Source organism: Roseococcus pinisoli, assembly GCF_018413645.1.
Taxonomy (GTDB): Bacteria; Pseudomonadota; Alphaproteobacteria; order Acetobacterales; family Acetobacteraceae; genus Roseococcus; species Roseococcus pinisoli.
In genome coordinates this window covers 1,278,511-1,298,719 of record NZ_JAHCDA010000001.1, presented here as the reverse complement: position 1 = coordinate 1,298,719, position 20,209 = coordinate 1,278,511, and the positions used below count along the sequence as shown (strand labels likewise).

Below are 20,209 nucleotides of genomic sequence, written 5' to 3'. Positions count from 1 at the left end.
CTTGAAATGGATGACGATTTCGCGTGGATATCTCGGCCTACATGAATCCACAACTATATCGTTGGGGTTACGACAGCCTCAGGCGGGCCATGGAGCCGGCGTCCCGGGTTAGCTCTGGCTAACAGATCCAAGAGCTTCAGCAGGCTTGTGGCGAAGAATTTGCAGCCGGTTCGACCGGTCGCTCATCGTGCCAAATACCGGCCCGCGCCAACGTTCAGCCAAGCGGGCCACGAGCCCATACTCGACACTCCCCAACTCAAAAACGCCCGCCCTCGCAATGAGGACGGGCAGTTTGTATGCTGTGCATGTGGGTCATTCAGCACCCCGAAGGGTGCCTAGATCTTACCGTTTCGAAACCGGATCGCAAGATGAGCGAGGCTCGACGCGGGCCTTCCCGGCCGGGCTTCAACCCTCCGCATATTCCGCTGCTTCGCTGGCCCTTTCCCCCGAGAAGGCCACGACGGGGAACTATCCCCAAGCTGGGGCGTTCAATGGTTGGATCTGCAGGCAGATCAGAAGAGGGAGGAAGAAAAATGATTCATTCGCACATTCGGCGGACATTGCTGGCCGCTGTGGCATTAGCCATGCCCACATTCGCGCTCGCGCAAACCAGCGGCACTACGGCTCCGTCGGCACCCGTGACCGCATCGCCGCCTACGACGACCGTCGTAACGCCGAGAGCGGCGTCCAGCGCACGCCGCGCAAGCACCATTATCGGCGCAAATGTGATTAACGAAGAAAATCGCAATGTCGGAGAGGTGCATGATCTGATGGTCGACACTGCCGGAGGTGCCACAATTGCAGTGCTTTCGGTCGGCGGATTTCTTGGGATGGGCGAGCGCTATGTCGCTATCCCATTGAGCGATCTGCGGTGGAATGGTGAACGGGAGCGATGGATGCTTCCTGGCGCCACGGTAGATAGTCTCAAGGCGCGGCCCGCGTTCACCTACCCCGCTCGCACCTGAACAGATGTCAGCGGCTGGTCCAGGATTGCGCTCGGCCATCGGCCATCAGTTCTTTTCGCGCGTGTTCCCGGACGCAAAACACCACGGGCAGCGACAGCCCTGAAACGAAAAAGCCCGGCGCGGATTTCCCCGGCCGGGTATTCAGGGCGAGCACCCTAGCAGCTGCGGTAGCGGCTAGCCGGAGGACTCACCCGGCCTGATGCTGTGCGGCCCCGGGGACGAAGCCGCCGTCGTCAGGTCCAGGCCCAGCTCCAGGCCGGGGCGCGGGGCCAGGAGGCTGAATGCCAGAACCCCACAGCACATATGGCTGCGCAACATTACTGAAAAGTGGCGATCGAATGCCAGGATAGAGGTTATTAACTTGAGAGGCCAAGTAGTTCCTCAAAGTATTTACAGATATGTTGGAATGCTGGGTTCCTGTGTGAACTAAAGGTAGTCTTTTTGGTTGAAATTGCTGCGCAAATCCCGCCTTAAGTGCTCCCAGTGCAAAATTCAGGCTCGAAACTCCTGCACCGAAATTTGCTCCTCCAGCATACCGCTTTGCCTCTTCAGGCTTAAACCATTCCCAATTACTCAGCACACCAAGGTAAAATTGATCATTTGCAATCGACCCAAAATGAATGCGGCTTGCGTCTCTTCCCAAGCTGCGAACTTGCTGTCCAGTAATCGCCGCCCATCTGCCCGTCTGAAACTTGCCGGCCCCTTCCGGGACGGCACCAATCAGTGCTGTTCTCGCACCGTCTCCGCCGCCAGGCGCGTATCTCGCTTTGTGCCCTACTAATTCAAGCCAAGCGTATCTGCCGCTGTTGTGCCAGCATAAGCTGGCCCAGCTGCCGGCATTCGGAGGCGTGTTCACTTCGTGGTAGCCTGGCACCGCGGGTACGCCCTATGTGAAATTGACTTGTGCAGGGAATGATCTGATCGGTATCCAGCCGAGGCAAGCCTAAATTTGGCGCCCCGCTGGCCCGTGTTCGGGCTGAGGGCGGCCGCGGATTCCACCACCAGTTGCGGTGACGGCCGTTGCCGGATGGAGGCCGTAACCACCGGTCGGCAAGCACCGCGCGCACTCATTCAGTCCAGTCGGCCCGCGGCAAGTATTTACACCCCTATAACAATGACTCCGTTCCCGTATCGAAATCTGCTCAGCTGATTATGCCGCTTCGGGGTCTCCTGCCTGACGGCGGTAGAGAAAAATGGGTCGGCTCCCGCCGTCGACCTGTGCGTCAGAATCAGAACTAGAAGCGCGGGAGGAGGACTGATCATGGTCAGGCTTGCACGGGGTCTTGTTCTCAGTGGCACGCTCGCCTTCGCGGCGTGCAACTCAGGCGCACCACCCGAGGCGATGTACCCACTCGTCGATGTAACTGGCTCGACGGTCGCGATGGTTCGCGAGTCTGTGGTGCGCAGTACACCGCCCGGGACAGCTCTTCGAGCGAACATCAACGGTCAGGACCAGCTCGTGACACTTGGCCCCCGCGTAAGCGGTGGTGTGACGGCCGGCCAAGCTCGGGTCGTTGGGTCTGACGAGGGCCGACCGGTCATCGAGCGTGTGAGTCCCGCTGCCGGCAGTTTGGCGCCAAGTGGCACGCCAGTCGTCACGGGTGTTGGGGCGGATGGGCGCCCCATCGTCACTTACGTCCAGCCCGGACAGCAGGCGCCAGCGGGCGTGGTGGCAGGTCGGCGCGGCGCCCGCAGAACAGCGCCGACGGCTCCCGGCTCGCTGGCACCTGGCGTGGCCCCGATCGTCGAGCCCTCTCGATAAGTCAGTCACCAGGGGCGGCACCCACGACAAAAAGCCCGGCGCGGGTCTCCCCGGCCGGGCTTCAATTCTCTGGCATCGATCGGGAGAATTCTAGCAAGCATCGAAATTCATATATAATTTTTGCTTGCTAAGAAGGCTCAAGCAAGCATACCCTGATGGAATACTAGCAAGCAGGGGGTAACCATGGTGGAAAAGCCGGGGATTGAGGGGACGAAGCAGAGCAAAGGCGGCAAGGCCCGCGCTGGTTCGTTAACCTCCGAGGAGCGGAGCGCCGTTGCACGCGCGGGGGCGACGGCGCGCTGGGATGCTCTGAAGTCGCTACCGAAGGCGACGCACGGCTCCGCTGAGCATCCTCTGAAGATCGGGGACATCGAGATCCCTTGCTATGTACTTGAGGACGGAAGACGCGTGCTTTCCCTTGGAGGCATCGTCAAAGCTTTGGGCATGTCTATCGGCGGAGCGGGTGCCGGCGAGGGTGATCGACTGCACAAATTTGCTACCGGAAAGACCATTTCTCAGTTTGTTTCCAGCAGGTTGATCAGCAGGATCACCGAGCCCGTTCGCTTCCGTGTGCCGTCCGGCGGTAGTGTCGCGTCCGGCTATGAAGCCACCATTCTACCAGAGCTGTGCGAGGCGGTTCTGTCGGCGCGGCAGGCCGGTGCTCTCCTCAAGCAGCAGTTGCACATCGCCGAGCAATGCGAATCGTTGATCCGGGCCTTCGCCAAGGTGGGCATCGTCGCGCTTGTGGACGAGGCTACGGGGTTCCAGAAGGATCGCGACCGCGATGAGCTACATCGTCTCCTATCGCTGTATCTCGCGGAGGAAAGATTAGCTTGGGCAAAACGCTTCCCCGACGAGTTCTATAAGCAGATTTACCGGCTCAAGAGTTGGAAATGGCCTGTCGGGAAAGCCAAAACCCCTCTCCTCGGCCACATCACGAACGACATCGTCTATGATCGTCTTCCACCAGGTGTCATCGAAAGCCTGCGAGAACTGAACCCTACACAGGAGCTAACGAAACGGCGCAAATTCAAGCACCATCAGTTTCTTTCGGCCGATGTCGGGCAGCCGGATCTTCGAGATCATATCTTGCAGCTGATCCCGATAATGAAAATCTCTCGCGATTGGGGGAGTTTCAAAAGGCATGTGGACATCGCTTTCCCCAAGATTGGGACGCAAGGCGAGATCGATCTTCCGGAAGACGATTAGGCGCCGGGGGCATCTCCGCTACCTCAAGGGCACACCGCGCGATTGAACGCCCGGTCCGCGCCCATCCCGTCCATCATCTGCTTGAGCGCCGGGGCGCCCTCGAGCTCCTCGGCCGCCTTGGCCTGGAGCGCGGCCGGGAACTCGGTGACCCGCGGACAGGGCCGGCTAGAAGGTGCCGTCGCGCAGCCGGCCAGCAGCACCATCACGCTCGGCAGCGCGAGCAGCAGCGTCCGCATCGGTCCTGATCCTCTCTTGGGTCTGGGCCGCTTTCGCCGCGGCTTGGTTGAGCGCGTCGGAAGCCGCGTCGCGACGCAGCCACCACACGGCCGTGAGCCCGAGCGCCAGCAGGCCGACGACCAGCAGCACGTTGCGGACGAAGGGCTGGGCGAGGAGCAGGCTCATGCATCTCTCCGGCTGCGCAGCACCAGCACCAGGGCCAGCACCAGCCCGGCGACAACCACCGCGACACCCGTCCATTGCGGGGCGGTGCCGATCGCCTGAAGCGCTGGCGCGATCGCCGCAGCAGCAGCGCCGATGCCGGCCACCGTCAGCGCGCCCTGCCCGGTCTGGGTAGTGGCAGCCTGCGCCACCGTCTCGACCGGTCGCGGCACGCCGGCCAGGCGCAGGCCCTCGTCGATCACCGAGGCCGGATAGGGCTGGCCACCCAGCTCCACGGTGATGATCGCCTCCACCAGCGGCCGGAGGTGGGCGTAGGTGTGCAGGTTCAACACATCGTTCGCGCCGAAGCCGGTGATGCGCGCGACGTGGCGCACATAGGCGCCCGTGTCGTTCTCGTTCCCCGGCGCCCAGCGCGAGATGATCTGATGGATGGTCCGCAGTCCGTGCCGATCCTGGTAGGTGGTCAGCAGCATGGCCAGGGCCCGAATGCCGTACTCGTGGGACTGGAACGTCGCGAACCGCGCGCGCCCGCCGACCGGAGCCGGCTCAATGCCCGCCTGCCCCTGCCAATGATTGGCGGCCGACCAGTCGATATTCCCGGGGTTCCGGTTGCGATAGCCGCGCGAAAGCGTGGGGTCGGCCATAGCCGCCTCCTCTCTCTATGATGGGTGGGGTGCCGCCTACCCGGCGGCGAGGGCGTTAGAGATCCAGCAGGCAGGAGCCATTTCCATGCTGATCATTGCCGGATTCATTGCCGCAGTCGGTGCAGCCATCCTGACGCTCGGGGTCATTTGCGCCAGTTCGCGAGGGGCCTAACCGGCGCAGAACCGGCGCAGCTCGCGATTGACCCTGCGGATCTCGCGCAAGGTGGCGGGCGTCAGCTGGTCGTGGGTCGAGATGCTCAGCGGCCGCAGGTGGCACGCAGGAGCTTGCGGGTCGGGGGCCGGCGCCGGCGGTGGCGAAGAGCAGGCCGCCACCAGCAGCACCAGCAGCGGCCAAGCCCTCACGGCACGACGCGCCGGCCGGGCTGGGCCACGAACTCCACCCGGGCGCGCAGGGTCGCGATGGCCTCGGCCTGCGCGCCCAGCCGTCGGTCCTGGTCGTTGTCGCGGGTGTCCTGCTCCGTCAGCCGGCGCTCGACTTCGGCAAGCCGGGTGTTGAGCGCGCCGATCGGATTGACGATCACCCGCAGGCTGTCGATGGACCCACGCACCTCGGCGAGTTCCCGCGTCAGTCGCACGTCAAATCCGGCCACAGCCGCCGCCGTGCTCGCGGCCCTCTCGTCGCCCCGGCCGTAGAGGATCAGGCCGCCGCCGACGATGACGCACATCTGGATGATGTGGCCCAGGCTGACCTCCATGTTGATGCGAGGCGCGGGCATCAGAGAGCCGCCGCCTCGGGCCAGCCCGCGTCGATGTCGGCCGGCGAGAGGTCAAAGAGTGCGCCAAACAGGTCGATGAGACGGTGCGAGCGGAGGTACTGCGTCGAGTATTCCCACTCGATCTCCGCGACCTCGCGATCGGGCTCAGGGAGATTGGCAAGCGCGGCCTCGACCATCGCGCGCGTGATGCCGCGCGCGAGGAGCCACAGGCGCAGTTGCCGCGCCGTGAGCGGGGGGAACGGGTCCGGCTCCGGCTGGTTGGTCGCTGGCGGCTCCTCGATCTCAATCTCCGCGCCGGATCGGGCCAGCGCCTCGACGACCTCATGCTCGACAGGCGCTGGCTCGCCGACTGTCAGCTGATGCGCTTCCAGCGCCGTGACGAAGGCCGCCACGCGCGCCTCCAGCTCGCCCCCGAACATGTCATAGAGGGCGCGCGGGACCGTGATCGTACTGCTCATGGGAACACCCCCGTGAAAATGATCTTGTTTTTGATGATGCCGGGCTGGACGTTCTGGCTGTTGCCCGCGCCGTTGGTGACGACGCTGACGCCGGTCAGGGCGGCGTTGATGTAATAGGTATCATCGCCGTTCCAGAGCGGCTGGCCTCCGCCTGGGGGCGCTGAGCCCAGGAGTTGGGTTCGCGTCCGCGTCAGATGGGTGTGGCCAGGATCGTTGACCGCGTGGTTATGCGCGTGGAGCCATTCGCTGCCGCCCTTGGCACCTAGCGTGGTGCCTGGAATCATCGTCATGCGGCCGGTGGCGGCGCCGCCCATGTTGTCTCGGCCGATGGCGACGAGGCCGCGGCTATCAGGGACCGCAAACGTCGTCGTGCCGTCACCTGCACCATGGGTCGTTCCAATGGCGGCGAAAAGCTTGGCGTAAGTCGTGCGACTGTGGTTCGCGCCATTTTCCCACAGGAAGCCCGGCGGGAGGGCAGCGCCGTTCCATTCGAGCGACATCCCGATGAACATGTCCTGCAGCCGCTGGAACGCAGCGAAGGCGACCACCTCCGCCGCCGGCACCTCGTTCCACGCCACGCAGTCCCCGCCGAACGTCTCGCCGGAGGTGTCGCCGGTGCGGTCGTTGCCGATGATCCTGGTGATCGTGGCCGTCTCGGGCGTCGTCGCATTGACGGTCCAGACGCCCGTGATGGTTCGCTCCGCGCCGTCGGACAGGACGAAATAGGCGGGTTTGGCACCCCCGAAAGCGGTGAGAAATCTGCGAAATCCGTTCGGTGCGGCGCCGAGCGTGATGGTCCTGCCAACGTCCACGACGCCCGGGTTGGGCACCGCGCACATGACGCGATCTGCGAGCATGTCAAAGCCTCTCGGTGATGGTGGCAGCCCAGATCCGGTAGAGGCCGGACGGGCCGAGGAAGCCGCGGCGGCCTGGCGCGAGCAGGCCGAAAATCGCCTCCCCCGCAGCGCGGGGATGGGCGAGGCGCGGGATGAAAAGGACGTTGCGCCCAGCCGCCGCTGCGGACTCGAGCTCGTCGAGCCAGCCCAACGCCGCGTCGCGCGCAAAGCCGACGCTGATCTGCCAGGACCGCGCAGCGGAGAGCGCCTGCGTCAGTACGGTACCGCCACGCGTGATGACGTCGCCGCGGCGGATATCGAGCCCCGTATCGGACTGCGGTGCGATGGCGATCTCCGCGCCCGGCCCGGCATAGACGAGCGGCACGTTGAGCCGGCCGTCGGGATTGCCTGGATCGGCGATATCGATCGTCAGCAGCGTGCCGGGCACCGCTGCCGGAAGCAGATGCAGGCCCTGGCCTACGCCGACCCTTACGCCGGCCGGCACCATGCCGCTGTCATAGTCAGGCGCGAGCGGGCCGCCAACGCGCACCCGCATCGTCGCGGCTGGCGTGAGGTTCGTTCGAGCGAGGCACACCGCGCGCCAGTCGATCGCACCGGGCGCCGCGATGACCAGCGAGGCCGAGGTCACGCCCAAGGCGGTCATCCACGCCACCGACGGATTGCCGATCGGCACGCGCAGCGCCTCGGGCCCGTAGCCCGCCGCGGCCGAGGAGGCGGTCAGCGCCACCCCTGCGGCCTCCACCGCATTTTGCCAGCCGAACAGTGCCATGGAGCCCCCTAGACGAGGATGAGGAGCGAGGCCTCGTCGGCGCCCGCCCGGATACTGTCGCCAACCACCTGACCCAGCCGGCCGGCGCGCAGACCGTCGGCCGGCCAGGCCAACGACACGACATCGCCGATCTCGCGCAGCAGAGCCGAGGCCGTGGGCATGGTCACCTGCCAGAGCGTGCGCGGCACGCCCCAGAGCCCGCCGAGCGCGGCCGCCATCGCCAGCGCATCCGCCCGCTGCAGAAGCGCCGTCTCAACCACATCGGGCCGCGAGGCCTGGGCGTAGCGGGTCAGGTTGGCGGGATCGGCCCAGGGCGCCGTGCGGTAGGGCTGCTCCAGGCGCGCGCGCTCCTCAGCCGAGACGCTGGGCTTGGGCGTGGTGGTCGTGACGTGGGTCCGCCCGTAGCCGACCGTCCAGGCGGCCGCCGGCGGGACCAAGGGCGCATCCAATGGCACCGGCACGACGGAGACGGCCGAGGCAGGGTCCAACAGTGCCACGGGCCGTGCGCTGGCCGTCAGAGCCCGTAGGGGCCACAGCCGGAGCCCGCCGGATCGGGAAGCCACCAGACGGGCGCCCAGGGCCGCCAGGAGCGGCTGGATGGCCTCGCGGGCCGTCTCCCGCCCCGTCCAGGCCCAGCCGCCCGCGTAGGGCACTGAGGCGGCCGTGGCGATGACACTGCCCTCGTCCAGCATGCCCGCCGGGAGAGCCAAGGTCTCGCGCAGCAGATCCCGCAGGACGAGGGCGGCGAGGAAGCCGCCCGAGTAGCCGTCAACCGTGATGACGCCCTGCGGCGGGGAGCCGAGACGGACCTGCCCCTTGGCGTCGTGGTAGTAGCGCCCCGCCCCGGGGCTGCCCGCCGTGGCGCAATCCGGCACCAGGCCGGCGCTGGTGTAGACCGGCGCGCCGTCCTCATAGAGCGCCGTGACGGTGCCTCGGTCGCTCCAGCGGTAGAGCTGGGTGAGGCTGTCCAGCAGCTGCGTGCCGCAGCTGCGGACGGGCGCGAGAGCGGACCCGCCGCGCACGATAGGCCAGGGCTGGCCGGCCAGCTCGGCCGGCCCCTCGGAGCCTCCGGTGCCGAGGTAGCGCCGGATGCCGATCGGCGCGTCGAGCCAAGCGGAAGGATCACGCAGCGGCACCTCGGCCCCGCCGTCCCGCGCGCGCCAGGTCATGCCGATGCCGTTGAAGACATCGATCAGGCCCGAGGCCGGCGGGTCGGTGATGAGGCCGCGCGTCGCGTCCCATCCCTGCAGGCCGGCGCGGACGCGCAGGCGGCGCAGCGCGGTATCACGGCCCTCGAGAGCGGTTCCGGGCACGAGGCCTGGCGAGGCCAAGCTGACGATGCCCCAGGCGAAGGTGTCGGCCGCCCCGGGCGCCAGCGCCACGCGGCGCTCGATGTCCGGCCCGCCGACCAGCAGCGGCGGATAGGGCAGCGCGCCGTGCCAGCCCAGGTCGCTGACGCGGATCGTCTCCAAACCGCCGGCCGGCCGGAACTCGGGCGGGTGAGCGCCATGCGCGGCCGCGGCATGCGGTCGGCCGGCCTGGGGCAAGGTTCCGCCATCCCGCGCGGCCTCGATGTCGACCAGCCAGACGAGCGCCCCGCCCATGCGCGGATCGTAGGCTGCGGGCGGAATTCCAGGCTGGGGCGGCGCCTCGGGCGACGGCAGCTGAGGCAGCGCCCCATGCGCCTGGGCAGCGTGGGGGCCGCTCATGCCGCCGCCGGCCGCATCATCAGCATGTTGATGTCGCGGCGGAGGGAGGCGTTCTCGCGCCGCAGATCCGCAAGCGCATCGACGATGCGGTCGGTATTCTCCCGCGCGTTTTCCCGCACAAAGCTTTGCGTCAAAGCGTCCGCCCCCATTCCCGAGATGCCGTCCAGTCGATCCCCGATCAGCTGGATCGCGTCGGCATAGCCCTGGCCGCCGCCGTAGATCTCCCGCGCCAGCGCGCGATAGGTCTCGGCCGCGCCTTGCAGACCGGCGATGGATGCGGCATCGCCGCCACTCGCCAGCCGATAGATCTCGCCGAAGTTGTCGTTCGCGGCCGCGTAGCGATCCATCACCGTGCCGGCCGCCGCATCCGAGGTGGAAAGGCTGCGCACATAGTCGCGCATGGAGGTCACGACGCTCAGGGCGGAGCCGGCCGCCGATTGCTCGGCCGCGCGGGCTTGCTCTTCGGCCGCGCGGGCCTTCTCCGCGTACTGCTCGACGATCGCCAGCCGCTCACGAGCAAGCGCCTGCTCGATCCAGACCATACGCGCGGCGATATCCTCCGCCGTCATCCCCGCCGCCTGCCATGCCGCCTTGGACTGCTCGACCGCCACGCGGGACTGGCGGTCGAAGTCGATCAGATCCGCGCCCAGACCATCTCCCTCGGAACGCTTGGCACGAATGACCCAATCCTGATCCGCGCTGACCGCGCCCTCGTAGAGCTGGCGCTGCGCAGCGGCGACCTGCTCGATGATCGCCAGGCGCTCCTGGCCGAGCACCTGCTCGTTGCGCGCAATGCGCCGCGTCACCTCGTCCGATGTCAGGCCCAGGCCTTCCAGCGTCTCCCTGGCCTGTGCGATCTGCTGCGCCGCCTGCAGGTCGAATTGCAGGAGGGCGACCTGCTGCGCGGTGCCGGCACCGGCCATGGCGTTGGCGCTACCCGCTGCCTGCGCCGCACGGAGATCGAGGCCGAGATCAAAGCTCCGCACCTGTAGGTCGCGCTGGGCGTAGAGCTTGGCGATCTCCTCGTCTCGGCGCTCGTTGAGGCGCCACGTCGCAAGGCCCAGCTCGTTGGCCTTGTCGATGCTCGCCTGCCACTGGTCGGTGAGCCCTTTGAGCTGCGTGGCGAAGGCGGAAGTCGCGTCCGCAGCGCCGGTCAGGGATTTGTAGGTGGTCTCGTACCAGGTCAGATTCTCGTCGAGCTTCTCGACGCTGTTGCCCGACGCATTGAGGATGCTGCGATAGTCACCCTGCGCACGGTCGCGCAGCTGGCCAATGAGCAGCTCCGCAGCCCTGTCAGCCAACTGCTTCGCGCCGTCCTCGTCGTTGGCAAACTGCGCGCGCTGGTTGTTGACCTCGAGGTACAGCGTGCCCGGGCCATTGCCGCGCGAGCTGGTGACGCCGACGGCCACCTGGCCATCGTTGCGGACGCCCCCCAGGCGCTGGCCGAGCCGGTTAGCGAGGTCGACGATACCGCGCGTCGCAAGCTCAGCCTGAGACGCGTTCTCTGCGCTGTAGCGATTGCCGCCGAGGCCGTTGCGCTCCACGTCGCCTGACCCGAGATCGTAGCGGAATTCCTGACCGCGGCCCGAAGGCTTCTGCCCGGGGAGGAGGGCGCCAGCGATCGAGAGCACGGCCGCCGCGATCATGCCGGCCGGGCCGAGGGCGCCAAGAGCCGGGCCGAGCAGGCCCATGGTGGCGGCGCCGCCGAACATGCCGGCCGCGCCGCCAACGGCGCCCACAGCGCCTCCGATGCCACCCTTCTGGATGCCGGAGTAAATGCCGTAAGCGCCGCCCAGCATGGCCGCGCCGCCGCCGAGCACATTGCCATAGGTGGCAGCGGACCCAGAGATGCTGTCAACGACCGGAAGGCCGTTGTAGGTCTGCGCGCCGATATTCGCGGCCAGGCTCGGTTGGCCTGAAAAGGTCGTGTTGAGAAAGCCGTCGACACCAGCCCAGCCGGTATTCGACACGCCTCCGTAGCTCATTATTCCACTTAGGCCCGTGATCCGCCCCGCGCCGGTCAGGCCGACGGTTTGCTGCCCCCGCTGCATAGCTGCGCTCGCTGAGCCCGCAGCGCTCGCCACCGGCGAGCCGCCCCCGAACAGCCCACCGAAGTTGAGGCCGCCGATCGGCGAGCTCGGCATCCCGAGCAGGTTCGAGCCGAAGCCGAGAGAGCTTCCGACGCTATTCACAACCGGGACGACCGCCATCCGGAAGACCAGCTGCGAGGCGATGGTAGCCGCGAGGGACTTCACGCCCCGCTCGATGCTTTCCAGGAAGCTGCGGCCGGCGTCGGCGCCGCTTTCAAAGGCGCGCGTGAAGGCCCCAGCGAAAGCAGTCTCGATGCTGTTGGCCGTCCGCTCAGCGTCGCGCCGCGCGTCTTCTTGCTCCTTCGCCGCCTCCCGACGGCGCACTGCTGGATCGGCCTGCGTTCCACGGATCTGCTGCGTGATCTCCCGGGCCATCCGGGTATCCGCCTCATTCATCGTCAGCACGCCGGACGTGTCACGCCGGAGCGTATTGTATTCGCGCGCCAGATCGTTGGCCTCGCGCTGCGCCTCGTTGTTACGGCCCTGCGTGCCGGTGAGCCGCTTCAACCCGTCCTCGAGCTGGCGGTTCGCGAGATCCCGCAGCCGAGTGGCCTCGGCCTGATTGGTGGCCCCGACGATAAGCCCGCGGTCAATGACCTCGATGGCGAGGCGGTGGTCCTCGCGAAGCTTGCGCTCACGGTCCAGGCTGTCGCGCGTGGTATTGAAGGCGGTCGTCGAGGCGGCCCGGGCCGCAGCCGTGCGGCGCGCGTTGGCGGTTGCCTCCTCCGCCTCGGCCTGATCCTGCTCCTGGCGGGCGATGGCGTTGCGGCGCTCCAGCGCCTGGGCCATGACGCGGGTCTCCGCGTCCAGCCTGGCCTGCAGATCGGCAAGGCGCGTGTCCGGCCCTGCTGCCTGCGCGGCGGTCTCCTGCATGGTGCGCGAGATGGTCCCGCGCCGTATGGCGCTGGGGCCGACGGCGGTGCCCGTGAGACGCGCCATCTCAGCCCGGATCTCGGCCAACCGAGCGTCAGATGCCGAAATGTCCGCATCGACCGACTGCGTGGGCGTGAGCGGCGTGATCGCTGCCGTCGCCCCATTGACGGCAGCAGCTGCCGCCTGAACTGCCCGAGCGATGGCCTGAGAGATGCCCAGGGCCTGATCCAGGCGGCCGATGAAGCCGGTCATCGACACCCCGAGGATGTCGAAGGCCCGGCTCATCGTCACGGGCATGCGCTCGAACTGCGCGTTGATCTGCTCGCCGGCCCGGCCAAGGCCGTTCATCACGACCTCAGCGGTGAGCTTCCCCTCGGAGCCCATCTCGCGCAGCCGACCCACGCTGACGTTCAGCGCCCGGGCCAAGGCCTCCGCGAGGTTCGGCATGCTCTCCATGATGGAGCGGAGCTCGTCACCCTGGAGACGGCCCGACGCGAGCGCCTGGCCAAGCTGCAGCACCGTCGCCGTCGTCTCTTGCGTCGAGGCGCCGGCGATAATGCCGGCCTGCTGCACCGTTCGGACCAGCGCGACCAGCTGGGTGTTGGTGGCGCCAACTTCGCGGGCCGCAATAGCGAAGCGCGCGAAGGCGCCGGCGCTCTCCGACACCGAGACGCCGGTCTGCTGACCGAGCTTGGTGAGGTCGGCCAGGACGCGCCCCGCCGCCTCGGCGCTGCCCGTGGCGGCCGTCAGGCGGGCCTGCGTCTGGACCATCTCGTCGCCAACCTTGGCGATCGCGATACCCGCGCCGACCGCCGCCGTGGTGAGCGCCGAGACGGCGGCCGTGGGCGAGATCAGGGCCGCGCCAAAGCCACCCATGCTGCGCGAGACGCCATCGGTGACCGATGCGAGCCTGAGCATGCCGGGCGACGCGTCGTTCGCCGCCTTCTCGATCTGCTTGAGCGAGACCTCACCCCGCTCGCCTAGTGCCTCCAGCTTCTTGCGGACGTCATCATCCTGAACCGCAAGGCGGATGACGACGGTACGGGCAGCAGAGCCGCTCATTTCGGCAGGGCTCCCAGCTCACGCACCATTTCAGCGGCGAGCACATCGCCGCTGCGGCGACGAGTTTCCGCGACACGCAGGAGCTTGGGCGCCTGCACGCTGGGGAGGAGGAGATACATCACGGCATAGCCTCGCTCGATCTGTGCGCGCAGATGGGCCTGTTGGCCGCGCCGATTGCCCACGTAGAGCTGCACGCCCGTGCTGCCGGCAAAGGCCTGCATACGGCCGCGCCCACGGCGCTTGGAGACGCCCTGGGCCTGGTTAAGCCGGATGCACCAGAGCTTCCCGCGACCGTTTTTCATCGGCAGCGTGAAGGCGCCTGCGCCGGCCTGCGTCATCTGCTGGACCGAGACGCGGGGCTTGGCGCCACGCCGGCCGCCTTGGCGGTTGAGCGCCGTGGGGATTGCGAGATAGCGCCCCGCCTTGGGGGTGATGACCGGCGCGCGCTCGAAGGCGTCGACGATATTGGGCACGCTCGACTTGATGCTCGCGGCGGGGCGCAGGGTGCTCCGGCTGACGCCCGGGCGCGGGAAGGTGGTGAGGCGCCAGGAGTTGGCCACCGCGCGCCCGCCGTCGACCATGCCGGCCGCGCGGGCCTGCTCGCGCAGCTCGGCCTGAACCGTCTTGCCCGCCGCCGTCACGGCGCGCTTGAGCGCCGCGGGCGTGGCGCGGACCTCCTGCTCCATGGCCGCGCGCAGATTGCCGGAGATTGCAGCCGCAAGGCGCATCCGTGCATCCTTCCATGAGCAGGTGAGCGGCTTGGGCCGCGGGGAGGGGTAATGAGGTGGTTGGTCGTTCTTGCGGTGCTGACGGGGTGCACACCGCCGAACTCGCCCATGACGCCTGAGCAGAGGAGGCAGACAGAAGAGCTTACGCGCGAGAACATGGCGCGGAACGCCCCGTTTCTTGCCGCCTCGGATGACATGCTGGCAGATGCCCCGCGTCAGGAAGCGCTTGACCGGCAAGCTGCGATTATCTGCCAGGAACGCGGCAATATGGCCGCTGCTCAGCCTGCCTACGGTGGGCGTGGCCTGGCTGGTTCAATCAATGCAGGGCTCCAGCAGGGATGGGCCGGCTCGGAGGTCGCCGCCGCGTGCCTGCGCGCCTATCAGGCCACCGGAATCATGCCGGGCTATTGATCGAGGTGCAGGAAGTTGGAGGCGCCGCAATGTCCGACCTTCAGTTCATAGCCTTGGTCTGCATAGCGGCTCTTGCCTTTGTGTTGCTCGCCGCGGTGCTGGCCTGACGGCCCCAACCTTGGGCATGTTTATCCTTGGATTGGGGAGAAGAGCTGGAATGCCCGTCACCGTCATCCGTAACGATCGGGACCTCAAGCAGGCGCTCTTCGAGCTGCAGTGCTTCATCGACAACCCGCCGGCCCCCGGCACACCGGGCGCGGACGCGTTCAATGCGCTGTGGAATCTGATCGCGGCCTACGAAGACAAGCATTGGCCGGACGGGCCCAAGCTTGCCGACTGACGGCGTGGTCCTATTCCGTCGTAGGCGGTGTCGGACGCCCCACAGGAGCCTCCTCGCGCAGCTCTGCCGTGATCGCGCCCGCGGGCTCCGCCATGAGGAGGATGAGCCCCGCGCGCTCGTCGAGCACATAGCGCTCCGGCGAGAGCTTGGCGGCACCATCGTAGAGCGCCACGACCTCACCCGGCAGAATGAGGCGGAGACGGGCTCGATCGGCCCAAGCCACAGGAATACGCTTGCTCATGTCGGTGGTGCCCTTTTGCTCAGTTCCTGATCCACGCCCGAGAGAAACCCGAACGCGTCGATGACCCACGCCGCCTGGTCGGAAACGCCTCCCTGGTCGGACCAGGACGAATAGCCGCCCATGCCGCCGCGGCAGGCGCCCCACATCCGGACGAACTCGGGATAGGCCGGCGGCAGGCTCAGGCGCGGGTTCGTTTCGTACTCTTGGCCCGCGATCTGCCAGCGCCCGCCGTCCTCTGGCTGCTCGCCCCCGTCACAGGCGCCGGGCTCGCGGACGAGAGCGAGGGCGACGCGGAGTTTCCCAGGGCGGCCCGCCCGGGCTGCATCAGGGCGCTGGCGCGCCACCCGACCATCTCGACCTCCTCGGGGGGCAGCACCTCCAGGAGATCGTCGGGGACGACGCCGAGCCGCGCCGCGAAGGCGGGCAGGGATTCGCCCTCCCAGCCGCGCAGCGCGTGCTTGGCCGCGACATAGGGCAGCATGCCCATGTAGCGCTGCCGGGCGGAGAGCAGCTCGGAATAGACCGGGACGGCCGCGCAAGCCGCCTCGATGGCGCCGAGCTGGGCGTGCGCCTCCCCATCAGTGATGTCGGCCTCGGCCGCGTCGATCACGGCAATGAGATCGGCGGCATTGCTGGGCGAATGGGCGCGCACGGCCTCGCGGAGTGCCCGGAGCAGCGCCGCATCGGTCGGATAGGTGCCGGCCAGGCGGGTGAGCTCGGCGCGATAGGCCACCCGCTCCCGGAAGGTCAGCGGCGCGACGTGATAGGTCCGCGGGCTGCTGCACCGAGACGCCGAGATCGAAGGTCAGGCTGGACGTGCGCGCGAGCTCGCCCAGGAGGCGAGACCGACCCTTCTTGAAGATCGGCGGGGAGACGGCGGTACCAGCAGTGAGCGCCGTCGGAAGGGCGGCGGCCCCCTGGCCCAGGAACTGGCCCTGCATCGTAAAGGCCAGCATGGCGATGCCGCCGGTCGTGAGCTGCACCCGGACGCTGCCAACGCAGCCGACGAACTTCCAGAGCCAGCCGTCCTTGTAGACGTAGATCGTGACGGACTTGTAGGCGCTCTCGTCGCTGGTGACCCGGTAGGCGACGTGCGGCGGCAGGGCGACCAGCGAGGAGGTGTCGAGGGCGGCGCCGAAGGTCTCGCCGAAGGTCGCAACACGGCCGGGCGTGTAGTTGGTGACCATGGAAACCCTGGGCTCAGCCGGGTTGCCGGAGAGTAGGAGCGGCAGGCCACGATAGGCCTGGCCGACCGCGCTGAAGGCGCTCGCCAGCGTCGCCGAGTTGACGGTGCCGGCCGTCGCGGCCGTGGCCGGAATGCCGGTCGGATCGGCCGTCTCGACCATCGTGCAGGCCTGCAGGAGGCGGCCCCAGCTTGCGGCCGTGCCGGCGACGCCGGAGCCGCGGAGGGGCACCGAGATCTCCACCGAGGCCTGCGTCCCGCCGGGGATGCCGGGCAGGATGTCCAGCGCCCCGGAAAACCTGGGGTCGGGTACGACCTGGCGATTGAGGCGGATGGTCGCCTCGCCGAGGATCAGGTCCGCCAATACGGGAGCACCCGCAATGGCATCCGTGCCGAGAGGGCTCTCGACCTTCGCCGCGATCGCCGCAAAGCGGCTCCGCACCAAGCTACCGCTCATTGTCGTCTCCTAGGGAATGATGGTGGTGCCGACGGGCAGGACGATCTGGGCGCGGAAATCCACGCTGACCGAGCCGAGCCGCTTGGCCGCGCTTGCGGCCTCGGTGATGTCGATTTGCGAACCCGCGATCTCGACGCCGCAGGTCAGGGGGGCCGTGCCGCCTGGGGTGGAAAGGCTTTCGGCATGCAGGGCGGCGATGATGGCCGCCTCCATGTCGCCGAGGGCATCCTCGGCGGCGACGTCGGCCTGGGCGCCGGATGCCCCCGCGCCGCGTGAGGCAACGAGAAACGCCGTCGCCGTGAAGGTCAGCGTCCAGAACGTCTCACTGGGCGACATGTCGTCGTCGGCGGCAGCATCCGAGGTCTCGACCAGGATGAGCGGGCGCTCCCCCTCACCGACGGCCGCACGACGGCCGCGCTCGACGGCGACGGCGGGAATGACGGCCTGCAGCCGCGCCACGACGGCGGACGCAAGCGCCGTGCGCATGTTGGTGGCCATGGCTCAGTCCCGCGAAAGGACGAGGGTGTAGGCCGTGCCCTCGGGGTCGAGGGTGACCTCCTCGATCAGGAAGGCCTCACCGCCCACGGTGAGGCTGGCGCCCTTCCTGGGCCCGCCAGGCACGGCCGCCGCAGGGATGGACGCTTCCTCGCGACGCGCGGTGCTGGGCCGAAACTCGCCCATGCCTTCGATCGGCGAGGAGCGGATCACCCGGACCGGCACCGGCTGCCCAGCGACGGGCGTGTAGATGGCCTCGCTGGACAGGTTCGGGTCCGCGTGCAGCGCAGCCGCGGCGCGCGCGAAAGCGGTCACGTCAGGCCGCGGTCGCGTTCGGCTGGCCGAGCTTCACCTTGATCAGCGTGGCGCCGGAGCCGTAGTTGCCCGGCCCCACAGCCCAGCCGATGCCCTTGTTGCCGATGGCCGTCGTGGTGACGTTGCCGGCCGCGTTGTCCCAGAAGACGCGCACGCCCTCGTTGACCGCGCCCGAGGCCTTGGGCAGCTCGACGACACCCTGCGTCAGGATCTCCACGATCGATCCGGAGGCCGCCGCCTTCGTAGCGACACCGAAGAGGTCGCCCACCAGGCAGCCCTGGCCGGAGGCGAGAATGGCGGGGGCGGTCACCGAGATGATGGCCCCCTTCTGAACGAAGTTCTTCATGACGGTTCTCCGCGCGGCCCGGGTAGTCCCGGGCGGCGCTCATGAGTGGATTGTGGGGGAGGGCGCCTTACGCGCCCGGGTTCTTGTAGAGGCCGCGCCAGTCGATCGGCGCGGCGTTCACGTCGAGCGCGGCCTTGATCTCGAGGCCGTCCACCTCGAAGCCGACCCGCTCCTCGATGCGCGGCTCCTCGTTGCCGTTCAGGAACGGCACGAAGATCGTCTCGAAGGCATTCGGATCGACCGACAGGTACCAGGCATTACCCGTGAGCCACGGCGTCACCACCAGAGTCAGGCCCTGGCCGACGATGTTGGCCGTGCCGTCCGGCAGGTTGAAGGTCGTGGCCAGCAGCTTCTTGGCCTCGAACTCCTTGTCCGGCGAGACGACCAGGTACTTCGGCGTGATCACGATGGGGTTGTCGGTCACCCCCTTCTGCTTGCGCATCGCGGTGATCGCCGCCGCGAGGGATGCCTCGGTGATCGCCGAGCCGGAGGCCGCGAGATTGCCGTGGCTCGCATGGAAGAGCGCCACGCCGTCACCCATCGTCGGATTGGCGGTGAGCACGGCCCAGACGAGATTGGAGACGAGATCGGCAGCCGAGCGGCCGTAGAGCGTCGGCAGTCGGGTGAAGGCCGAGAGGTCATCGTTGATGATGGCCTGGCGCGTGATCGCGATGATGCGGCCCCAGGTCTTGAGATACAGGCTCTCGCCCTTCTCGCTCATGCTGCCGTACTTGAACTCGGCGTGCTCGGGCACCTCGAGGAGCGCCGGCCCCTCCGAAAGCCGCAGATAGCTGGTGGCCTTGAAGTCCGAATGGCTGGTCGGGCGGGCGATGGTGCGCCATTCCGAGGAGGCGCCGATATAGGCGTCGAGCAGCACCTTGCGCGCCGTATTGCCCAGGATGAGCGGGAAATCCGACGTGGTGTGCATGCCGGCCGAGGCCATGAAACCGGGCAGGCCCAGGGCGGCGCCCGCGATCTCCAGGGGCGAGAGGCCGTCCGGCTTGCCGCCGACCGACTGCACCGCCGCTCGCGCCATCTCACGCAGCGACATGTGAGCGTAGGGGCGGCCCGGGCCCGCGCGGAGATCCACCTTGCGGTCACCCGCACGGAAGGCCAGGGCCGCCTGCATGCCGGCGCGCACCGTCTCGCGCTCGTCGCTCGTGATCGTGATGTGGGTGGCCGGGCGCGGCGCACTGGCGACCGCCTCAATGGCCGCGTCGCGCGCGGTGTCCATCGTCGCGCCGGCCGCAAGCTGGGCGACGATGAAATCGCTGCTGAGCCGGCCGTTGCTGCGGGCCACGATGCCCTGGAGGTCGGTGAGGCTGGCCTTGGGCGGCGCCGACAGGGGCGGCGCCGCAACCGGGTTGGGGGAAGGCGCCGGGGGCGTCCCGCCGGCCTGGGTGACCTTGGCTTCGGGCATGGAGGCCTCCTGCTGTTGAGCCGGCGCAGCCGGCGGGGTGGAAGAGGTGGAGAGTGCGACCGCAGCGGCGGGCGCCGCGCGGAAGCCCGAGAGCACCGCCTTGGCGCGGGCCGTCAGAGCGTGGGCCTGCGGGGCAGCCGCGGGCGGAAGGATGGCGGTCGCAAAGCCGTGCTCGACGGCTTCCTCCGCGGTCATCCAGGTCTCGGCGTCCATCATCGCGGCGATCGCATCGGCCGCGAGGCCTGTCCGCGCCGCGTAGATGTCGCGCATGGCGGCATCGAGCCGCTCGAGGATGGCGATGGTCTCGGCCAGCGTGTTGCGGTCGCCCATGGCGAGCACGCCGGAGTTATGGATCATCAGGAAGGAGGCGGCCGGCATCTCGATGACGTCGCCGGCCATGGCAATGTAGGAGGCCGCCGAGGCTGCCAGCGCCTCAATCTGGACCGTCTTCCGGCCCTCGTGGCGCGCCAGCATGTTATAGATCGCGAAGCCGTCGAAGGCAGAGCCGCCTGGCGAGTTCACCCGGACCAGCAAGTCGCGCCCCGCGAGGGGCTTCAAGGCGTCGCGAACGTCCCGCGCGGTCACCTCCCATCCGATCTCGCCATAGATGCCGATCTCGGCCGGACCCTGGGCGGCCGCGCGGACGGAAAGCCGCCCGGTGCGCTCGGTGATGGGAAGGTCGCGCGCGAGCGCATCCGCCGCGGCGAGCGCGGCAGCCAGTGCTTCGGGCATGAAGGTC

General features: G+C 68.1%; 21 protein-coding genes. 4 read left to right on the top strand and 17 right to left on the bottom strand.

All coding sequences use genetic code 11. The features are described 5' to 3' along the window. Window positions 1-533: 533 nt before the first annotated feature. Both KHU32_RS06345 and KHU32_RS06340 read left to right on the top strand, forming a co-directional pair. A complete protein-coding gene (locus KHU32_RS06345) occupies window positions 534-965 on the top strand; it encodes a PRC-barrel domain-containing protein (RefSeq protein WP_213669162.1) in 432 nt (143 codons plus the stop codon). 1,945 nt (window positions 966-2,910) lie between these two features. Beyond that, a complete protein-coding gene (locus KHU32_RS06340) occupies window positions 2,911-3,936 on the top strand; it encodes a P63C domain-containing protein (protein WP_213669161.1) in 1,026 nt (341 codons plus the stop codon). Between the two features lie 165 nt (window positions 3,937-4,101). On the opposite strand, the gene KHU32_RS06335 is transcribed toward KHU32_RS06340, so the two are convergent. The 10 genes from KHU32_RS06335 to KHU32_RS06290 all read right to left on the bottom strand — a co-directional run bounded on the left by KHU32_RS06335 (window position 4,102) and on the right by KHU32_RS06290 (window position 14,262). Beyond that, on the bottom strand, window positions 4,102-4,338 hold the full coding sequence (locus KHU32_RS06335) for a hypothetical protein (RefSeq protein WP_213669160.1): 237 nt from the start codon (window positions 4,336-4,338) through the stop codon (window positions 4,102-4,104). Then, window positions 4,335-4,979 (bottom strand): structural protein, encoded by a 645-nt coding sequence (locus KHU32_RS06330; protein WP_213669159.1) that lies wholly within the window; start codon window positions 4,977-4,979, stop codon window positions 4,335-4,337. The genes KHU32_RS06335 and KHU32_RS06330 overlap by 4 nt, the downstream gene beginning before the upstream one ends. Window positions 4,980-5,147: 168 nt before the next feature. Continuing rightward, window positions 5,148-5,342 (bottom strand): hypothetical protein, encoded by a 195-nt coding sequence (locus tag KHU32_RS06325; RefSeq protein ID WP_213669158.1) that lies wholly within the window; start codon window positions 5,340-5,342, stop codon window positions 5,148-5,150. Further along, entirely contained in the window at window positions 5,339-5,716 is a 378-nt protein-coding gene (locus tag KHU32_RS06320) for a hypothetical protein (protein ID WP_213669157.1), read from the bottom strand. The genes KHU32_RS06325 and KHU32_RS06320 overlap by 4 nt, the downstream gene beginning before the upstream one ends. After that, window positions 5,716-6,174 (bottom strand): hypothetical protein, encoded by a 459-nt coding sequence (locus KHU32_RS06315; RefSeq protein ID WP_213669156.1) that lies wholly within the window; start codon window positions 6,172-6,174, stop codon window positions 5,716-5,718. The genes KHU32_RS06320 and KHU32_RS06315 overlap by 1 nt, the downstream gene beginning before the upstream one ends. Beyond that, window positions 6,171-7,031: a tail fiber protein gene (locus KHU32_RS06310; protein WP_213669155.1), complete on the bottom strand. Its 861-nt coding sequence runs from the start codon at window positions 7,029-7,031 to the stop codon at window positions 6,171-6,173. Before KHU32_RS06310 ends, KHU32_RS06315 begins: the two co-directional genes overlap by 4 nt. A 1-nt stretch (window position 7,032) precedes the next feature. Then, entirely contained in the window at window positions 7,033-7,800 is a 768-nt protein-coding gene (locus KHU32_RS06305) for a hypothetical protein (protein ID WP_213669154.1), read from the bottom strand. Window positions 7,801-7,808: 8 nt separating this feature from the next. Then, window positions 7,809-9,509 carry a hypothetical protein gene (locus KHU32_RS06300; protein WP_213669153.1) on the bottom strand — a complete coding sequence of 567 codons (1,701 nt, stop codon included), beginning with the start codon at window positions 9,507-9,509 and terminating at the stop codon, window positions 7,809-7,811. Next, window positions 9,506-13,534 (bottom strand): tape measure protein, encoded by a 4,029-nt coding sequence (locus tag KHU32_RS06295; protein WP_213669152.1) that lies wholly within the window; start codon window positions 13,532-13,534, stop codon window positions 9,506-9,508. The genes KHU32_RS06300 and KHU32_RS06295 overlap by 4 nt, the downstream gene beginning before the upstream one ends. After that, window positions 13,531-14,262 (bottom strand): DUF6441 family protein, encoded by a 732-nt coding sequence (locus KHU32_RS06290; protein WP_213669151.1) that lies wholly within the window; start codon window positions 14,260-14,262, stop codon window positions 13,531-13,533. The genes KHU32_RS06295 and KHU32_RS06290 overlap by 4 nt, the downstream gene beginning before the upstream one ends. 108 nt (window positions 14,263-14,370) lie before the next feature. Here KHU32_RS06290 and KHU32_RS06285 point away from each other — a divergent pair, with 108 nt between their 5' ends. Then, window positions 14,371-14,673 carry a hypothetical protein gene (locus tag KHU32_RS06285; protein WP_213669150.1) on the top strand — a complete coding sequence of 101 codons (303 nt, stop codon included), beginning with the start codon at window positions 14,371-14,373 and terminating at the stop codon, window positions 14,671-14,673. A 157-nt stretch (window positions 14,674-14,830) separates the two neighbouring features. Beyond that, window positions 14,831-15,013, top strand: a complete 183-nt coding sequence (locus KHU32_RS06280) for a hypothetical protein (RefSeq protein ID WP_213669149.1) — start codon at window positions 14,831-14,833, stop codon at window positions 15,011-15,013. Between the two features lie 10 nt (window positions 15,014-15,023). On the opposite strand, the gene KHU32_RS06275 is transcribed toward KHU32_RS06280, so the two are convergent. The 7 genes from KHU32_RS06275 to KHU32_RS06245 all read right to left on the bottom strand — a co-directional run bounded on the left by KHU32_RS06275 (window position 15,024) and on the right by KHU32_RS06245 (window position 20,202). After that, window positions 15,024-15,254: a hypothetical protein gene (locus tag KHU32_RS06275; protein ID WP_213669148.1), complete on the bottom strand. Its 231-nt coding sequence runs from the start codon at window positions 15,252-15,254 to the stop codon at window positions 15,024-15,026. Between the two features lie 178 nt (window positions 15,255-15,432). Next, entirely contained in the window at window positions 15,433-15,864 is a 432-nt protein-coding gene (locus KHU32_RS06270; RefSeq protein ID WP_213669147.1) for a hypothetical protein, read from the bottom strand. After that, window positions 15,833-16,894 (bottom strand): phage tail tube protein, encoded by a 1,062-nt coding sequence (locus tag KHU32_RS06265; protein WP_213669146.1) that lies wholly within the window; start codon window positions 16,892-16,894, stop codon window positions 15,833-15,835. Before KHU32_RS06265 ends, KHU32_RS06270 begins: the two co-directional genes overlap by 32 nt. A gap of 9 nt (window positions 16,895-16,903) precedes the next feature. Beyond that, on the bottom strand, window positions 16,904-17,392 hold the full coding sequence (locus KHU32_RS06260) for a hypothetical protein (protein WP_213669145.1): 489 nt from the start codon (window positions 17,390-17,392) through the stop codon (window positions 16,904-16,906). A 3-nt stretch (window positions 17,393-17,395) separates the two neighbouring features. Continuing rightward, complete coding sequence (locus KHU32_RS06255) at window positions 17,396-17,704, bottom strand: head-tail joining protein (protein ID WP_213669144.1); 309 nt, start codon at window positions 17,702-17,704, stop codon at window positions 17,396-17,398. 1 nt (window position 17,705) lies between these two features. Beyond that, window positions 17,706-18,050 carry a DUF2190 family protein gene (locus KHU32_RS06250; RefSeq protein ID WP_213669143.1) on the bottom strand — a complete coding sequence of 115 codons (345 nt, stop codon included), beginning with the start codon at window positions 18,048-18,050 and terminating at the stop codon, window positions 17,706-17,708. Window positions 18,051-18,117: 67 nt separating this feature from the next. Next, on the bottom strand, window positions 18,118-20,202 hold the full coding sequence (locus KHU32_RS06245) for a ClpP-like prohead protease/major capsid protein fusion protein (protein WP_213669142.1): 2,085 nt from the start codon (window positions 20,200-20,202) through the stop codon (window positions 18,118-18,120). Between the last annotated feature and the right edge of the window lie 7 nt (window positions 20,203-20,209).

Excerpts from the sequence above, each read along its gene's own strand:
- KHU32_RS06305 (WP_213669154.1), bottom strand. The coding sequence starts at position 7,800 with ATGGCACTGTTCGGCTGGCAAAATGCGGTGGAGGCCGCAGGGGTGGCG.
- KHU32_RS06315 (WP_213669156.1), bottom strand. The coding sequence starts at position 6,174 with ATGAGCAGTACGATCACGGTCCCGCGCGCCCTCTATGACATGTTCGGG.
- KHU32_RS06330 (WP_213669159.1), bottom strand. The coding sequence starts at position 4,979 with ATGGCCGACCCCACGCTTTCGCGCGGCTATCGCAACCGGAACCCCGGG.
- KHU32_RS06280 (WP_213669149.1), top strand. The coding sequence starts at position 14,831 with ATGCCCGTCACCGTCATCCGTAACGATCGGGACCTCAAGCAGGCGCTC.
- KHU32_RS06275 (WP_213669148.1), bottom strand. The coding sequence starts at position 15,254 with ATGAGCAAGCGTATTCCTGTGGCTTGGGCCGATCGAGCCCGTCTCCGC.
- KHU32_RS06290 (WP_213669151.1), bottom strand. The coding sequence starts at position 14,262 with ATGCGCCTTGCGGCTGCAATCTCCGGCAATCTGCGCGCGGCCATGGAG.
- KHU32_RS06295 (WP_213669152.1), bottom strand. The coding sequence starts at position 13,534 with ATGAGCGGCTCTGCTGCCCGTACCGTCGTCATCCGCCTTGCGGTTCAG.
- KHU32_RS06345 (WP_213669162.1), top strand. The coding sequence starts at position 534 with ATGATTCATTCGCACATTCGGCGGACATTGCTGGCCGCTGTGGCATTA.
- KHU32_RS06335 (WP_213669160.1), bottom strand. The coding sequence starts at position 4,338 with ATGAGCCTGCTCCTCGCCCAGCCCTTCGTCCGCAACGTGCTGCTGGTC.
- KHU32_RS06265 (WP_213669146.1), bottom strand. The coding sequence starts at position 16,894 with ATGAGCGGTAGCTTGGTGCGGAGCCGCTTTGCGGCGATCGCGGCGAAG.
- KHU32_RS06285 (WP_213669150.1), top strand. The coding sequence starts at position 14,371 with ATGACGCCTGAGCAGAGGAGGCAGACAGAAGAGCTTACGCGCGAGAAC.
- KHU32_RS06245 (WP_213669142.1), bottom strand. The coding sequence starts at position 20,202 with ATGCCCGAAGCACTGGCTGCCGCGCTCGCCGCGGCGGATGCGCTCGCG.
- KHU32_RS06250 (WP_213669143.1), bottom strand. The coding sequence starts at position 18,050 with ATGAAGAACTTCGTTCAGAAGGGGGCCATCATCTCGGTGACCGCCCCC.
- KHU32_RS06260 (WP_213669145.1), bottom strand. The coding sequence starts at position 17,392 with ATGGCCACCAACATGCGCACGGCGCTTGCGTCCGCCGTCGTGGCGCGG.
- KHU32_RS06320 (WP_213669157.1), bottom strand. The coding sequence starts at position 5,716 with ATGCCCGCGCCTCGCATCAACATGGAGGTCAGCCTGGGCCACATCATC.
- KHU32_RS06340 (WP_213669161.1), top strand. The coding sequence starts at position 2,911 with ATGGTGGAAAAGCCGGGGATTGAGGGGACGAAGCAGAGCAAAGGCGGC.
- KHU32_RS06310 (WP_213669155.1), bottom strand. The coding sequence starts at position 7,031 with ATGCTCGCAGATCGCGTCATGTGCGCGGTGCCCAACCCGGGCGTCGTG.
- KHU32_RS06300 (WP_213669153.1), bottom strand. The coding sequence starts at position 9,509 with ATGAGCGGCCCCCACGCTGCCCAGGCGCATGGGGCGCTGCCTCAGCTG.